The organism is Nonomuraea sp. H19 (assembly GCF_052068215.1).
In the GTDB taxonomy this organism is placed as follows: Bacteria; Actinomycetota; Actinomycetes; order Streptosporangiales; family Streptosporangiaceae; genus Nonomuraea.
Genome location: NZ_JBQHCV010000013.1, coordinates 260150 through 275122, shown reverse-complemented (window position 1 = coordinate 275122; position 14973 = coordinate 260150). Strand labels below are relative to the sequence as shown.

Here is a 14973-nt window from a genome sequence, read left to right as displayed (position 1 = left end):
CTCTGGGTACGGGCCGGGGTCAGTATCCGCGGCGGATCCAGTCCTCAAGCTGCGGAGCCTCGGCCCCGATGGTGGTGTCGGCGCCGTGCCCGGTGTGCACCACCGTCTCGGCGGGGAGCGTGAGCAGCGTCTGCCCGATGGACGAGATGATCGTGGAGAAGTCGCTGTACGACCGGCCCGTGGCTCCCGGGCCGCCCTGGAAGAGGGTGTCGCCGGAGAACAGCGCGCCGAGCTCGGGCACGTACAGGCACACCGCTCCCGGGGCGTGCCCCGGGGTGTGCAGGACGTGCACGGCGCAGTCGCCGATCCGCAGGATCTGCCCGTTCGCCAGCGGCCGGTCCGGCGACGCGGAAAGGTGCGCGAGCTTCCACAGCACCTCGTCGTCCGGGTGCAGCAGCACCGGCGCCCCGGTGCGCGCGGCCAGCTCGGGCGCGGCGTCGACGTGGTCGTTGTGGGCGTGCGTGCACACGATCGCGGTGACCCTGCGCCCGCCCACGGCCCGCTCGATCGCCCCGGCGTCATGGGCCGCGTCGACGACGAGGACCTGGTCGTCGTCGCCCAGCAGCCAGACGTTGTTGTCGACGTCCCATGTGCCGCCGTCCAGGCTGAAGGTGCCGGAGGTGACCACGCGCTCGATCCGCATCACAGCACCACCACGGAGCGCAGCACCTCGCCGTGATGCATCTTGGCGAAGGCGTCCTCGACGGCGCCCAGGCCGATGGTCTCGGTGACGAACGCGTCGAGGTCGAGGCGGCCCTGCAGGTAGAGGGAGATCAGCATGGGGAAGTCGCGGCTCGGCAGGCAGTCGCCGTACCAGCTCGACTTGAGCGCGCCGCCGCGGCCGAAGACGTCGAGCAGCGGCAGGCCGAGCGTCATCTCGGGCGTGGGGACGCCCACGAGCACCGCGGTCCCGGCCAGGTCGCGGGCGTAGAACGCCTGCTTGAACGTCTCCGGCCGGCCGACCGCGTCGATCACCACGTCCGCGCCGAAACCGCCGGTGAGTTCCCTGATCCGCTCGACGGGGTCGCTCTCCTTGGCGTTGACGGTGTGCGTCGCGCCGAAGCCGCGGGCCCAGTCGAGCTTCCGGTCGTCCACGTCGACGGCGATGATCGTGGTGGCGCCGGCCAGCCGGGACCCGGCGATCGCCGCGTTGCCGACACCGCCGCAGCCGATGACCGCGACCGAGTCGCCGAGGCCGACCCCGCCGGTGTTCACGGCCGCGCCGAGGCCGGCCATCACGCCGCACCCGAGGAGACCGGCGACGGCCGGGGAGGCGGCCGAGTCGACCTTGGTGCACTGGCCCGCGGCCACCAGCGTCTTGTCGGCGAACGCGCCGATGCCCAGGGCGGGGCTGAGCGGCGTGCCGTCCGCCAGCGTCATCTTCTGGGTGGCGTTGTGGGTGTTGAAGCAGTACTGCGGGCGGCCCCTGAGACAGGAACGGCAGGACCCGCACACGGCGCGCCAGTTGAGGATGACGAAGTCGCCGGGCGCGACGTCGGTGACGCCGGCGCCGACGGCCTCGACGACACCGGAGGCCTCGTGGCCGAGCAGGAACGGGAAGTCGTCGCTGATGCCGCCTTCGCGGTAGTGCAGGTCGGTGTGGCAGACGCCGCACGCCTGCACGTTCACCAGCGCCTCGCCGGGACCCGGATCCGGCACGAGGATCGTCTCCAGACTGACCGGCTTGCCCTTGCCCGTCGCGACGATGCCGCGCACTTCATGAACCATGTTTCTCTCCTGTGCTAGCCGGTCTGCGCCGGTGCGGTCTCCAAACGGCGGCGCCAACGGCTGAAGAGCCGGACCTGGTTGACGCCCAGCACCGCCACCGGGCGATCTGCCTGCCGGTAGACGGCGAGGAAGCTGCCTGCTGCCGGGTCGCCCTCGTCCACGGTCACCGTGTCCGCCTCGCCGGCGCGCCCGATGAACTGGATCTTCACGTCGAACTGGTCGGACCAGAAGTAGGCCGGGCGGGCGGGCTCCGGGCGGGCGGTGCCGCCGGACAGCAGCGTCGCCGCCGCGACGGCGGCCCGCTGGCGCGCGCCGGTCCAGTGCTCGATCCGGTGGTGGCGGCCCTGTGACGGGTCCCACCAGGCCGCGCAGTCGCCGACGGCGACGATCCCCGGGACCGAGGTGCCGCCGCCCTCGTCGCAGAGCACGCCGTCGCCCAGCTCGACGCCGCTGCCCCGCAACCACGCGATGTTGGGCACCGCTCCGATGCCGACCACCACGACGTCGGCGGGCAGGTGCGTGCCGTCCGCCAGCCGCACGCCGTCGGCGCGGTGTGTGCCGTCCGCCGGCCGTGCGCCGTCGGCGCGGTGTGTGCCGTCCGCCGGCCGTGCGTCGTCGGCGCGGTGTGTGCCGTCCGCTGCTCGCCCGCCGTCGGTCCGGTGGGTGCCGTCCGCTGCTCGCCCGCCGCCGTCCCGCTCCGTGCTCGTCACCTCGGTCACCCTGGCGCCGCTGATCAGCCGGACGCCGCGCTGCTCGTGCAGGGCGGCGATGGCCCGCGCCATCGTGAGGCCGACGACGCCGGCCAGCGGCGCCGGTCCCGACTCCAGCAGGGTGACGCCCAGGCCGAGCTCGCGGGCCGTGGCGGCGACCTCGGCGCCGATGAAACCGCCGCCGATCACCACCAGCCTCCTGCCGGTCCGCAGCTCGGCGCGCAGGGCGCGGGCGTCGTCGAGGGTGCGCAGCGTGTGCACGCCGCCCAGCCCCTCGGTGCCCGGGAGCCGGCGCGCGGCCGCGCCGGTGGCGATCACGATGCCGTCCGCGACCAGCGAGCCGCCGTCGCTCAGCGTGATCCGGCGGGAGGCCGCGTCCAGGCCCGTCGCGGCCACGCCGAGCCGCCATTCGATGCCGGGGTCCTCGCCATCACCCTCAAGAGCCAGCTCGGCCTCGCCGATCGCGCCCTTGAGGAACTCCTTGGACAGCGGAGGGCGGTCGTAGGGCCGGTGCCGCTCCTCCCCGATGACGACGAGCCGTCCCTCGAAGCCCTGGTTGCGCAGGGCGCGGGCCGTCAGCAGGCCGGCGAGCGAGGCGCCGACCACGCAGACCGTGTTCACGCCTGCCCCTTCAAGGTGACACCCGGCGGCAGGTTGGGTGGCGCGTCCGACGGCACGACGTAGATGACGTCGTCCGTCACGACGACCTGATGCGTGCGAACCGGGCGCTTGGCGGGCGGGGCGTCCACCTTTCCGGTGCGCAGGTCGAAGCGCGAGGCGTGCAGCGGGCATTCGACCTCGCAGCCCTCCAGCCATCCGTCCGCCAGCGAGGCATCCTGGTGGGTGCAGGTGTCGTCGATCGCGAAGATGTCGCCGTCGTCGGTGTGGAAGACCGCGATGGGAGGATCGACGTCGAGGCGGAGGGCCTCGCCTCGCGGCAGTGACGCGAGAGGGCACGCTGGGATCATCGTGTCACACCCCGGTTTCACAAAGAGAAACATCTAGCGCTATACGCAACAGACTGAGGGTGCGGAATGCGGATGTCAAGACCGGTTTGCGGGGACTTGGTACACCGTTTCTGGTTGTCCGGGTCCCGGTCGGGCGGAGGCGCCGGAGGGCCCACGACGAAAGGCCGGCCCCAGTGCGGGACCGGCCATCATCGAAGGCGCGTCACCAGCTCGCGCGGTCGTATCTGGCGTGGTCGTCGTCGTGCCGCTGCACCACGACATACTCGACGATGGTCGTCTTGCCGGCGACGACCACCTTGAACTTGTAGCGCCCGGGCTTGACGTCACGCGGGAGGACGAGGAACTTGGTGCCCTTGCCCTTGACCAAGCGGAGCTTGTAGACCTTCCCACGCGGTGCGTGCAACGTGGCGACGGCGTCGTCCTTGACGTTCGGCGCGTACACCTCGATCTTGTACTTCTCGCCCGGCACGACCTCCCTGGTGGCGTAGCCGAGGCCCAAAGTGCCGATGGAAACCTTGTTGGCGTAGAGGTCCTGTCCCACCTGTTCCGGCTGCGGCATGTAGTGGGTCTGCGCCGGGGCGTCAGGATCGGTGGCTGCGAAAGAGCTCCCAGCGAAAGGAACGACAAGAAGGGCGGTGCCGAGGACTCCCACGGTGAGCGGCTTTGCGAAGCGCATGACGAACACTTCCGATCTTCGAGCGGCTCGGCGGAACCCCGATGTCCCGCCGAAATCCGCCGACCACCGGAAAGCTATGACGCTCTTCTTGGCGTGGGGTGAGTGAGGCGTTGACGTGGCCTGAGAGGAACATGAAGAACCTCTGAGAAGTACGGTCTGACCTGCGAACACGCCTGCGAGAAAGGGAATGACGGATTCGTCACACAATGGCGACCGGCGAAACTCGCCCCCTTATGGCGGCTTTATGAGAAGTGACCTCGAGGATTCTCAGACGAGGTAACGCAGCCACAGGTACGGCGCCACCAGGACGACGGTCACCACCGTGACGACCAGGCCGTACTTGGTGAACTGCCAGAAGCTGATCGGGGTGCCGTTGCGGGCGGCGATGCCCAGCACGACCACGTTGGCCGCGGCGCCGACCGCGGTGGCGTTGCCGCCGAGGTCGGCGCCGAAGGCCAGCGCCCACCACAGCACCTGGTCCCCGCCCGCCTGGACGAGCTGCTCGACGATCGGGCTCATCGTGGCGACGTAGGGAATGTTGTCCACGATGGCCGACAGCACGGCCGAGGCGCCGAGCAGCCCCATCGTGGTGAGCTCCGGCTGCCCGGCGGTCGCCGCCACGGCCGTTTCGGACAGCGCGCCGATGACGCCGGTCTCGACCAGGGCCCCGACCATGACGAACAGCCCGGCGAAGAACACCAGCGTCGGCCACTCCACCTCGGCGATGGCCTGCTCGGTGCGGATCTTGGTCACCGCCACCAGCACGCCCGCGCCCAGCAGCGCCACGATCGACGGCTCGTAGTGCAGCACCGGGTGCAGCACGAACGCGGCCATCACCAGGGCCAGCACGGCCAGCGACTGCCACAGCAGGCGCCGGTCGGCGATCGCCTCCCGCTCGTCCAGCGCCATGACCTCCTCGGCCCGCTCCGGGTCGTAGCGGAACGAACGCCCGAACATCAGCCAGCACAACCCGATGAACACCGCCATCAGCACGACGATCATCGGCGCCATGTGGATGAGGAAGTCGTTGAAGCTCAGCCCGCCCCGGCTGGCGATGATGATGTTCGGCGGGTCGCCGACCAGGGTGGCCGCGCCGCCGATGTTGGACGCCATCGCCTCGGCGATCAGGAAGGGCGCGGCATTGACGGCGAGCCGCTCGCACACCAGGAACGTCACCGGCGCGATCAGCAGCACCGTGGTCACGTTGTCCAGCAGCGCCGAGGCGAGCGCGGTGATCACCACCAGCAGCACCATCAGCCGGAACGGCCGGCCGCGGGCGCGCTTGGCGGCCCAGATGGCCAGGTATTCGAAGACGCCCGTCTCCTTCAGCACGCCGACGATGACCATCATGCCGAGCAGCAGGAAGATGACGTTCCAGTCGATCCCGGCGTCCTCGGAGAAGAACGCCGCCTCCGCGCCGGTGGCGTGGATCAGCAGCATGATCCCCGCACCGCCGAGCGCGGCCGCGACCCGGTGGATCTTCTCGCTGGCGATCAGCGTGTACGCGGCCAGGAACACCGCGACGCTCGCCCAGGCCAGTGCGCTCACGGCGCGAGCATCCCGGCAGATCCGGGCGAGGTCACCGCCCTGAGCGGCCGCCCGTCACCGATCACGGGAGAGCCGAGGCCGATCATGAGGTAGCCGGCAGGCATGGGCACATCCTTCTTTCGCAACGGGATAAGGACATGCCGACCAGACTTCCCGGCTCACCTGTAGACAACGTATCAAGAGCCGTCAAGCCAGAACGAGCTGGCACCAGGGGATGGCCGCTGCCGGCGCGTTCGCGGCCCCGATCGGCCGTGGTCAGCCCTCCAGGTAGGGCGTGCTCCCGCCGGTCGGCGCGACCCCGCCGTCAGGTGGCCGCCTGCTCGGCTTTCCGCGCGGGTCGCAGTTGCGCGGTGGAGGTGCGCTCCACCAGCTCGGGCTGGAAGATGACGTGGCGATGCCGGTGCCCGGCGGCCTCGTCGGCCTCCTCCAGCAGCATCAGCGCAGCGGTCCTGCCGAGCTGCTCGCGCGGCTGCCGGATCGACGACAGCGGCACCGCGGCCGCGGCGGCGAAGTCGATGTCGTCGTAGCCGAGGATCGCCATGTCGGCCGGGACCCGCAGACCACGCTGGGTCAGCTCCTGCAGCACGCCGAGCGCGACCAGATCGTTGCCGCAGAAGACCGCGGTGGGCCGCTCGCCGGCGGGAAGCTCGGCGAGGTGCGCGCCCGCCATGCGTCCGGTGGCGACGTTGAGGTCGGGCAAGGGGATGACGGTCAGCCGATCGTCCGGGGTGAGCACGCCGGCCAGGCCGTCACGCCGGTCCTCCACCTGGCGCACGGTGAACGGACCGCCGGCGAAGGCGATGTGGCGGTGCCCCCGCTCACGCAGGTGCCAGCCGGCCAGGCGCCCGCCGAGCACGTCGTCCACCGAGACGGCGCACCCGTCACTGTGCTGCCGGGACGAATTGTCGAACAGCACCACCGGGATGCCGCGTGAGATGAGCCGGTCCAGCCGTTCCTGCTGCTCACCGTCGTTGACCGGGGTGATCAGGACGCCCAGGGGACGCTGCTCCTCCAGCATCTCCAGCAGCCTGTCCTCGCGCTCGGCGTCCTTGCTGCTGTTGAACACCATCACGGTGAGGTTGACGCTCTGCGCCGCGGTCTCGACACCGTGCAGCACGTCGATGAAGAACGGGTTGGCCAGGTCGAGCGCGACCACTCCGATGGTCCGGCTGCGTCCGGCCCGCAACTGCCGGGCCACGCCGTTGCGGACGTAGCCGAGCTGCGCGATCGCCTCCTGGACGCGCCGCCGCGTCTCGGGCGCCACCATCTCAGGGCGGTTGAGCACGTTGCTCACGGTGCCGACGGAGACACCGGCGAGCTGGGCGACCTCTTTGATGCTCGACATCGTCCCTCGTGTCTGGTGAGCGTCCCCGAAGAGCGGCATGATCATAGCGCATGATACGCGACTCTTTGTGAAAAGATTCACTCTGCGTGACCGATGAGGCCCGCGTTCACGAGGCGACGTGCTCTTAAGGGTAAGGCCTGGTCAGAGGGACGGCGCGGAGCCGTTGTGCTCGGCCGCCACCGTGCCGTCGACACTCGTAGTGCTCCGTACATCGCTGGGCAAGAATCCTCACAAACGGTGCAGGAGGGCGGGGCATGACAGATCCATCGATGGTGCGGTTCTATGAGGAGAACGGCTACGTGCTGGTCAAAGGGCTGCTCACCAAGGCCGAGTCGCGGGCGTACCGGGACGAATGCCATGCGGTGCTGGCGCGCCTGCGGCCGGCGGACCCGACCTGGGGCAGCGCCCGCGAGCTGGCCGGCGGCCCGACCGAGCTGCGGCACTGCCACGACGCGCAGTTCTACTCGGCCGCGTTCGCGCGGCTCATGGTCGATCCGCGCTTCACCGACGTGGCGGCGGCGCTGATGGGTTCGGAGAACGTCCAGCTCCACCACACCAAGATCTTCGTCAAGCCGGCGGAGAAGGGCTCGCCGTTCCCCATGCACCAGGACGCCGCCCACTTCCCGCACACCAGGCACACCGTCGGCGCGGCCATCTTCCACTTCGACGACGCGCCCGAGGACAAGGGCTGCGTACGGGTGGTGCCCGGCAGCCACAGGAACGGGCCGCTGCCGCACATCGAGGAGGGCGGCTGGCACCTGCCGCTGTCAGAGTGGCCGCTGGATGCCGCCGTCCCCGTCCCGGCCGAGGCGGGGGACGTGCTGTTCTTCACCTATCTCACCGTGCACGGGTCCGGGATCAACCGCGCGGACGAGGCGCGTACGACGCTGCTCATCCAGTTCCGCGACCCCGAGGACCGGCCCGCCGGCGACGTGCACCGCTCGCGCGGGCAAGGAATGATGCTGCGGGGGTTCGACCCCACGGACGGTGACGCGCGCGGACTCAGGCCTTGAGGTGCTGGGCCGCCGGATCCACCGCGTACCTCAGGGGACGGCCTGCCACGATATTGGCCACCTCGGCCACCGCGCCCGCGGCCAGCCGGTGCAGCTCGGTGCCGACCGAGCCGGCCACGTGCGGGGTGAGCAGCACGCCGGGCAGGCCGAACAGCTCGTCGTCCGGCTCGGCCACGTCCAGCACGGCGTGGATGTGACCGCGCGCCACCGCCTTGGTGAGCGCGTCCTGGTCCACGAGGGAGGCCCGCGCCGTGTTGATCAGGGTGGCGCCGGGCCGCATCAGGGCGATCTCCCTCGCGCCGACCAGGTGCCGGGTCTCGGGCAGCTCGGGAGCGTGGATGGTGACCACGTCGCTGCGGGCCATCAGCTCGGGCAGCTCCACCAGCTCGGCGTCCAGCCCGTCGGCGGTGGCGAGGGTGGGGTCGTACAGGAGGGCGTGCAGGTCGAAGGGGCGCAGCAGCTCCAGGAGCTTGCGCCCGACGGCGGAGGCGCCGATCACGCCGACCGTGCGGCCCGCGTTGCCGCCCGCCGACCAGATCGTGTCGTGATCGGCGCGCGCCGGCTCGCGGTGTAGTCCCGGGACAGCTGCCACACCTGCTTGTTGGCCAGCAGGATCATGGCGAGCGTGTATTCGGCCACGGGGACGGCGTTGGCCGCGGCCTGGGAGCTGACCTGGATCCCGCGCGCGTACACCTCGGGGCCGGCGATCCACTTGACCGTGCCGGCGGTGTGAACGACGTACCGGAGGTTGGGCGCCGCCTCCAGGGCGCGCGCGTCCAGCGGGGGAGCGCCCCAGCCGGTGATGAGGATCTCCGCCCGCGCCGCCTCCGGACCCTCGTAGCCGGTCAGGACGAGGTCCGGGTCGATCTCGACGTGCTGTCGCAGCTCGGCCATCAGCTCAGGGGTGAAGAAGCGGCCGACCTGCGAGGGAGGGTTGAAGACGAAAATCGCGATCACCGTCCGGATCTTACCGATCGCCGGAAACGCCCTCTGACCGGTCAGTGGCGCGCCGCCGTTACGGAGCGCGCAGTGGGCCGGCTCCGTGGTGTACCCGTGGTGCGCTGTTCGCCCCGCCGGCCCAGCCCGTCGAGGTGCCCGGTCAAGGGCTGCGGCGTTCGATGAGGAGGACGTCGCGCCAGGTCCCGTGGTGGCGGCCGATGCGCTCCCGTACGCCGACCGCGCGGAAACCGAGCGCCCGGTGCAGTGCCAGGCTGGCGGCGTTCTCGGGGAACACGCCGGACTGGATGGTCCACACTCCGGCCTTCTCGGCGGCGGCGATGAACGCTGCCAGCAGCGCTCGCCCGATCCCGTGCGCCTGGCAGCCGGGGTGGACGTAGACGCTGTGCTCGACGACCCCGGCGTAGACGGGCCGGGCGGACACCGCCGAGGCCGCGACCCAGCCGAGGATCCGCCCCGTCTCGGCGTCGGCCGCGACGAACCGCAGGTGCGGCAGTTTGCTCGCGGTGAAGTCCGCCCAGTTCGGCGCGGTGGTCTCGAAGCTGGCCTGCTCCGTGTCGAGCCCGGCCTGGTAGATCGCCAGCACCTCGTCCGCGTCGGCGTCGCGCATCGGCCGGATGACCGGATCCGGTGTCATGGTCTCCTCATTCGCAGGTCGGGGTGACGGGCGCGGGGTTGCCCATCACCACGTCGGCAGCGGACGGGAAGCAGCGCACGCAGGCGTCGTTGATCCGGTAGAGGCTCGCCGTGCCCCGCCGCTCGACCAGCACGAATCGCACCTCGGCGAGGATCTTCAGGTGGTGGGAGACGGTGGACTGGCCCACGCCGGAGGCGGCGACGATCTCGCCCACGCTCATCGGGGCCCGCTTCCTGGCCAGCAGCGACACGATCTGGATGCGGGTGGCGTCGGCCAGCGCCCGAAACCAGCTCGCGTATTCCTCGGCGGCGGCCCTGTCCAGGGGTTCGACATCTGCATTCATCGATAATCGACGATAGTAGATGAAATCGCCCACCGCAAGGGCACCTTATTGCGATTAGCTTGCAATAGCGTGATCTTCGCTTTAAGGTCGCCTGCATGAGGTGGAGATTCGTACTGTTCGGGGCGTTCGTCCTGGCGGTCGGTGCGTGCTCGGCTCCCTCGCCGCCCGCGGCGGCGCCCGAGCAGGACACGGCCGTGCTGGGGCTGAGCTCGGAGCCCGACACGCTCAACCCGGTGCTCGGGTACGCGCCGGACGGGGGCTCGCTGCTGTTCGACGGGCTGGTCCGGCGCACCCCCGACCTCCGGCTGCAGCCCGCGCTGGCCGAGTCGCTGCCCCGCGTCGACGGCAAGGAAGTGCGGTTCACGCTCCGGCAGGGCGTCACCTTCCATGACGGCAGGCAGTTGACCAGCGCCGACGTCGCCTACACGTACGAGCAGGTGCTCAAGCCCGCCAACAACTCGCCGATCAGGGGCGACTTCGCCGCCATCGACAAGGTGGAGGCGCCCGGCCCGCGTACGGTCGTCTTCCGCCTCAAGCACCCGTACGCGCCCATCCTGCAGCGCGCCACGCTCGGCATCATCCCCTCGGGATCGGACCTCGCCACCGGGAAGCCCGTCGGGACCGGCCCGTACGCGTTCACGTCGTGGACCAAAGGCGACAAGATCACGCTCAAGGCCAACGAGCGCTACTGGGGCGAGGTGCCCGCGATCAAGAGCCTGGTGCTCGCGTACACCGCCGACGACAACGCGCGGGCGACCAGGATGGCGGCGGGGGAGTTCACCGCCACCGAGCTGCCGCCCAAGGCCGTCGCCCGGTTCAGGAACCAGCCGGGGATCGCCGTCCACGAGACGCCGAGCGCCGACTACCGGGGCGTCATGTTCCCGCTGGGCCGGCCCGTCACCGGCGACCTGGTCGTCCGCAAGGCGCTCGACCTGGCCATGGACCGCTCCGCGATGGTCTCGGCCATCCTGGCCGGCTCGGGCAGCCCCGCGTTCGGGCCGATCGCGCCCGGCACCGCCTGGCACAACCCGGCCGTGACCGGCTCCGCCACGCCCGATCGGGCCAAGGCCGTGGCGACGCTGGAGGAGGCCGGCTGGAAGGCGGGCGTGGACGGCATCAGGGTCAAGGACGGGAGGGCGGCCCGGTTCACGCTGATGTACCCGGCGGGCGACTCGCTGCGCAAGGAGCTGGCGCTGGCCGTGGCCTCGGACGCGAAGCAGGTCGGCATCGACGTGCGCCTGGCCGGGCTCGACTGGGACGCCATCGACCAGCGGATGTCCGAAGACGCGCTGATCATGGGCTGGGGGAGTCCGTTCGACCCCGATTACCTGAACTACGAGCTGTTCCACTCCTCCTACTCCGGCCAGGGCTACTTCAACCCGGGGCGCTACGACAACCCCGAAGTGGACCGGCTGCTGGAGGAGGGGCGCCGCACGGCCGATCCGGCCGCCCGCAAGAAGGTCTACGACGAGGTGCAGCGGCGCATCAAGGACGACGCCGTCTGGCTCTACCTGGTCTACCTCGAGCACACCTACGTCGTACGCGGCCGATGGAGCGGCGTCACCGTCGGCGTCGAGCCGCACGAGCACGCCACCGGCGGACTGCTCGGCACGGTCGCGAGCTGGAAGCCCGCCTCGTGACCTGGGCACGGATCGTCGCGTGGCGGCTGGCGTTCGCCGTGCCGCTGCTGCTGGCGGTGACGTTCGGGATGTTCGCGCTGGCCAAGGCGTCCCCGTTCGACCCCGTACGGCAGTACCTCGGCGAGCGGGCGATGGTCACCAGCCCGCAGATCATGGCCGAGATCAGCGCGAACTGGGGGCTGGACCGGCCGCTCATGGAGCAGTACGCGACCTGGCTCGGCAACCTGCTCACCGGTGACCTGGGCGAGTCCCGGTCGATGCACCTGCCGGTCGCGCAGGTGATCGGCGAACGACTCGGCTGGACGCTGCTGGTCGTGGGGTGCGCGCTGGCCGTGATGCTGGCGGCCGGGCTGACGGTGGGCACGCTGGCCGCCTGGCGGCGTGACTCGTGGCTGGACCGGCTGGTCACCGGTACCGCGTACACCAACGAGGCGGCCCCGGTGTTCTGGGTCGGGCTGCTGGCGATCTGGGTGTTCTCCGTGACGCTGGGCTGGCTGCCGGCGGGCGGGCTCACCGACGCCGCCTCGGCCACGGTGACCCTGCCCGACTTGCTGCGGCACATGGTGCTGCCGGTGGCGGTGCTGGCGTTCTCGCAGTCGTCGTGGCTGCTGCTGTTCGTGCGGGAGTCGGTCATCGGCGTACTGCGAGAGGACTTCGTGACCGGCGCGCGGGCGCGCGGCCTGCGCGAGCGCACGGTGCTGCTGCGGCACGCGCTGCGCTCGGCGCTGCTGCCGTTCATCACGATCATGGGAGCTCGGGTGCCGGAGCTGGTGACGGGGGCGATCCTGGTGGAGGCGGTGTTCTCCTGGCCCGGGGTGGCCGGGACCACGATCAAGGCGGCGCTGGCGGTGGACTTCCCGCTGCTGGCCGCGCTCACCCTGCTGGCCACGCTCGCGGTCGTGGCCGGGAACCTGCTGGCCGACCTGGCCTACACCGTGGCCGATCCGCGCGTACGCGTTCTCGGGGTGAGCTGATGACTCCCGCGCAGCCGGGTCGGCCGGCACGTCGTCATCGCTTCGCGCTGGGCACGCTCGCCGTGCTGGTCCTGGTCGTGGTGCTGGTGCCGCTGATCGTACGGCTCGACCAGCAGCTCGTGAACCTGCGCGCGGCCGGCCTGCCCCCGTCCCCGGGCCATCCGTTCGGCACCGACGAGGTCGGCCGGGACGTCCTCGTCCGCTCCATCTACGGGCTGCGCGTCTCGCTCCTCGTCGGGCTGGTGGCGGCGGTGGCCGGCGTCACGATCGGCGGGCTCGTCGGGCTCGTCGCGGGCGCGGCCGGCGGGCTCGCCGACCGGGTGCTCATGCGGGTCGTCGACGGCTTCAACTCGCTCCCGCACCTGCTGTTCGGCATCTTCATCGTGGCGCTGTCCGCGCCCAGCCCGGCCGCGGTGATCGTGTCCGTGGCGGTCACCCACTGGACGACCGCGGCCAGAATCGTCCGCTCCGAGGTGCTGTCACTGCGCGGCCGGCCGTTCGTGGACGCCGCGATCTCCGGCGGGTCGGGCCGGCTCCGGATCGTGGTCCGGCACTTCCTGCCCAACCTGGCGCCGCAGTTGCTGCTGTCGACCGTGCTGATGATCCCGCACGCGATCTGGCACGAGACCGCGCTCAGCTTCCTGGGGCTGGGGCTGCCCCCGCACCTGGCCTCGCTGGGCAACATGATCAACGACGGGCAGCGGTCCCTGCTGGCGGGCGACTGGTGGTCCAGCCTCTTCCCGGGGCTGCTGATCCTGGTGCCCACGCTGGCGGTGTCGGCGCTCGCCCAGTACGTACGCGACCGCGCGAACCCGCGCTGGAGATCGGAGCTGGTCCTGTGAAACTACGCGTGGACGGGCTGTCGGTAGGTTTCCGGCTGCCCGGCGCGGTCGTGCACGCGGTCACCGACGTCCGCTTCGAGCTGCTCGCGGGCCGCTGCCTGGCACTGGTCGGCGAGTCCGGCTGCGGCAAGTCCGTGATGGCCCACGCCCTGCTCGGCCTGCTGCCCGCCAACGCCACCGTCACCGGTCACGCCTGGCTCGACCTGCGGGCCAACGCGTCGGGGGGCGCGGCCGGCGACTCGGGTGATGGCGGCTCGCTCGACCTGGTGGCGGCGCCGGAGAGGGTGCTGGCCAGAAAGGTGCGCGGACGGCTGATCGGCCTGATCCCGCAAAGCCCGGCCGCTCACCTCACCCCCGTACGCACCGCCCGGTCACAGCTCGCCGAGACGTTGCGCGAGCTCGGCCGTACCGAGACCCCGGATGAGCTCGCCGAGCGGGCCGGACTGCGGCCGCGGGACCTGGACCGCTACCCCCACCAGCTGTCCGGCGGCATGGCGCAGCGCGTGGCCAACGCCCTCGCCCTCGCCGGCGACCCGCCGCTGATCCTCGCCGACGAGCCCACCACCGGCCTGGACCGGCCGCTCGTGGACGCCACCATGGCCGAGCTGCGCCGCCTGTGCGACGAGGGCCGCGCGGTCCTGGTCATCACGCACGACCTGCGCGCCGCCGAGCAGGTGGCCGACGACATCGCCGTCATGTACGCCGGCCGCGTCGTCGAGCTGGCCGAAGCCCGCTCGTTCTTCGCCGGGCCCCGGCACCCGTACGCGAAGGGACTCCTGGATGCCCTGCCGTCCCGCCGGTTCGTACCGATCCCGGGACAGCCGCCGGAGCTCACCCGCCTCCCGGACGGCTGCGCCTTCCAGCCGCGCTGCCCACGGGCGACGTCCGAGTGCGCCGAACAGCCGATCATGAGCGGGGTGGCCTGCCACCATGCTTGAGGCCGCCGGAATCACCGTCTCCTTCGGCCGCCGCCGGGTGTTCGAGGAGGTGACGCTGGGTGTGCGCCCCGGTGAGGTCCTCGGACTGGCGGGCCCCAGCGGGTGCGGCAAGTCCACGCTGGCCCGCGTGCTGGCCCTGCTGCTGCGCCCGTCCGCGGGCACGGTCAGCCTGGACGGCCAGGTCGTGCGCGGCCGGCGGCACCGGGCGCCGCAACGTACCTCGATCGGCCTGATCTTCCAGCAGCCCCGGCTCGCCGTCGACCCCCGCTTCACCCTCCTGGAGGTGATCACCGAGCCGCTGCGAGCCGCGCGCCGGCCCCTGGCGCGGGCGCACCGGCTCGCCGAGGAGCTGGGGCTGACACCCGAGCTGTACGGGCGGCGGCCGCACGAGGTGTCCGACGGGCAGCTCCAGCGGGCCTGCGTGGCCAGGGCGCTGGCGCTTCAACCGCGCTACCTGATCTGCGACGAGATGACCACGATGCTGGACGCCTCCACGCAGGCCCTGCTCGTCGGCAGGATCGAGGCCTACCGGGAGGAGGCCGGGGCCGGGGTGCTCGCCATCAGCCACGACACCGAGCTGCTGGAACGCTGGTCCGGCGGCAACGTGCGGGCCTGGGACCCGAACGCGAGACCCACATGGGCGTGAGCGGGGCA

General features: G+C 71.4%; 17 protein-coding genes. 6 read left to right on the top strand and 11 right to left on the bottom strand.

All coding sequences use genetic code 11. The annotated features are described in order from the left end of the window. Positions 1–19 precede the first annotated feature (19 nt). The 7 genes from ACTMTI_RS29000 to ACTMTI_RS28970 form a co-directional block, all read right to left on the bottom strand. A complete protein-coding gene (locus ACTMTI_RS29000) occupies positions 20–643 on the bottom strand; it encodes an MBL fold metallo-hydrolase (RefSeq protein WP_441123714.1) in 624 nt (207 codons plus the stop codon). Continuing rightward, complete coding sequence (locus ACTMTI_RS28995; protein ID WP_441123713.1) at positions 643–1728, bottom strand: S-(hydroxymethyl)mycothiol dehydrogenase; 1086 nt, start codon at positions 1726–1728, stop codon at positions 643–645. Before ACTMTI_RS28995 ends, ACTMTI_RS29000 begins: the two co-directional genes overlap by 1 nt. A 14-nt stretch (positions 1729–1742) precedes the next feature. Next, positions 1743–3059 (bottom strand): NAD(P)/FAD-dependent oxidoreductase, encoded by a 1317-nt coding sequence (locus ACTMTI_RS28990; protein WP_441123712.1) that lies wholly within the window; start codon positions 3057–3059, stop codon positions 1743–1745. After that, entirely contained in the window at positions 3056–3406 is a 351-nt protein-coding gene (locus tag ACTMTI_RS28985; RefSeq protein ID WP_441123711.1) for a bifunctional 3-phenylpropionate/cinnamic acid dioxygenase ferredoxin subunit, read from the bottom strand. The genes ACTMTI_RS28990 and ACTMTI_RS28985 overlap by 4 nt, the downstream gene beginning before the upstream one ends. Before the next feature lie 202 nt (positions 3407–3608). Continuing rightward, positions 3609–4082: a hypothetical protein gene (locus ACTMTI_RS28980; RefSeq protein ID WP_441123710.1), complete on the bottom strand. Its 474-nt coding sequence runs from the start codon at positions 4080–4082 to the stop codon at positions 3609–3611. Positions 4083–4349: 267 nt separating this feature from the next. Beyond that, positions 4350–5630 carry an SLC13 family permease gene (locus tag ACTMTI_RS28975; RefSeq protein ID WP_441123709.1) on the bottom strand — a complete coding sequence of 427 codons (1281 nt, stop codon included), beginning with the start codon at positions 5628–5630 and terminating at the stop codon, positions 4350–4352. 304 nt (positions 5631–5934) lie between these two features. Next, positions 5935–6975: a LacI family DNA-binding transcriptional regulator gene (locus ACTMTI_RS28970; protein WP_441123708.1), complete on the bottom strand. Its 1041-nt coding sequence runs from the start codon at positions 6973–6975 to the stop codon at positions 5935–5937. Between the two features lie 254 nt (positions 6976–7229). Here ACTMTI_RS28970 and ACTMTI_RS28965 point away from each other — a divergent pair, with 254 nt between their 5' ends. Beyond that, complete coding sequence (locus ACTMTI_RS28965; protein WP_441123707.1) at positions 7230–7988, top strand: phytanoyl-CoA dioxygenase family protein; 759 nt, start codon at positions 7230–7232, stop codon at positions 7986–7988. On the opposite strand, the gene ACTMTI_RS28960 is transcribed toward ACTMTI_RS28965, so the two are convergent. The 4 genes from ACTMTI_RS28960 to ACTMTI_RS28945 form a co-directional block, all read right to left on the bottom strand. Beyond that, positions 7978–8580, bottom strand: coding sequence for an NAD(P)-dependent oxidoreductase (locus ACTMTI_RS28960; protein WP_441123706.1), 603 nt, complete (start codon positions 8578–8580; stop codon positions 7978–7980). The two genes, ACTMTI_RS28965 and ACTMTI_RS28960, sit on opposite strands and share 11 nt — an antisense overlap. Next, positions 8484–8945 carry a hypothetical protein gene (locus ACTMTI_RS28955; RefSeq protein ID WP_441123705.1) on the bottom strand — a complete coding sequence of 154 codons (462 nt, stop codon included), beginning with the start codon at positions 8943–8945 and terminating at the stop codon, positions 8484–8486. Before ACTMTI_RS28955 ends, ACTMTI_RS28960 begins: the two co-directional genes overlap by 97 nt. Positions 8946–9087: 142 nt before the next feature. Beyond that, entirely contained in the window at positions 9088–9582 is a 495-nt protein-coding gene (locus tag ACTMTI_RS28950) for an N-acetyltransferase family protein (protein ID WP_441123704.1), read from the bottom strand. A gap of 7 nt (positions 9583–9589) precedes the next feature. Next, positions 9590–9925 carry an ArsR/SmtB family transcription factor gene (locus ACTMTI_RS28945; RefSeq protein WP_441123703.1) on the bottom strand — a complete coding sequence of 112 codons (336 nt, stop codon included), beginning with the start codon at positions 9923–9925 and terminating at the stop codon, positions 9590–9592. 95 nt (positions 9926–10020) lie between these two features. On the opposite strand from ACTMTI_RS28945, the gene ACTMTI_RS28940 reads away from it, so the two are divergent. Genes ACTMTI_RS28940 through ACTMTI_RS28920 form a run of 5 tightly spaced genes read left to right on the top strand, consistent with a single transcriptional unit; the run spans position 10021 to position 14965 of the window. Continuing rightward, complete coding sequence (locus tag ACTMTI_RS28940; protein ID WP_441123702.1) at positions 10021–11565, top strand: ABC transporter substrate-binding protein; 1545 nt, start codon at positions 10021–10023, stop codon at positions 11563–11565. Continuing rightward, positions 11562–12539 (top strand): ABC transporter permease, encoded by a 978-nt coding sequence (locus ACTMTI_RS28935; protein WP_441123701.1) that lies wholly within the window; start codon positions 11562–11564, stop codon positions 12537–12539. Before ACTMTI_RS28940 ends, ACTMTI_RS28935 begins: the two co-directional genes overlap by 4 nt. Then, positions 12539–13381 (top strand): ABC transporter permease, encoded by an 843-nt coding sequence (locus ACTMTI_RS28930; RefSeq protein ID WP_441123700.1) that lies wholly within the window; start codon positions 12539–12541, stop codon positions 13379–13381. Before ACTMTI_RS28935 ends, ACTMTI_RS28930 begins: the two co-directional genes overlap by 1 nt. Further along, entirely contained in the window at positions 13378–14319 is a 942-nt protein-coding gene (locus tag ACTMTI_RS28925; protein WP_441123699.1) for an ABC transporter ATP-binding protein, read from the top strand. Before ACTMTI_RS28930 ends, ACTMTI_RS28925 begins: the two co-directional genes overlap by 4 nt. Beyond that, on the top strand, positions 14312–14965 hold the full coding sequence (locus tag ACTMTI_RS28920; RefSeq protein ID WP_441123698.1) for an ABC transporter ATP-binding protein: 654 nt from the start codon (positions 14312–14314) through the stop codon (positions 14963–14965). Before ACTMTI_RS28925 ends, ACTMTI_RS28920 begins: the two co-directional genes overlap by 8 nt. Positions 14966–14973: the final 8 nt, after the last annotated feature.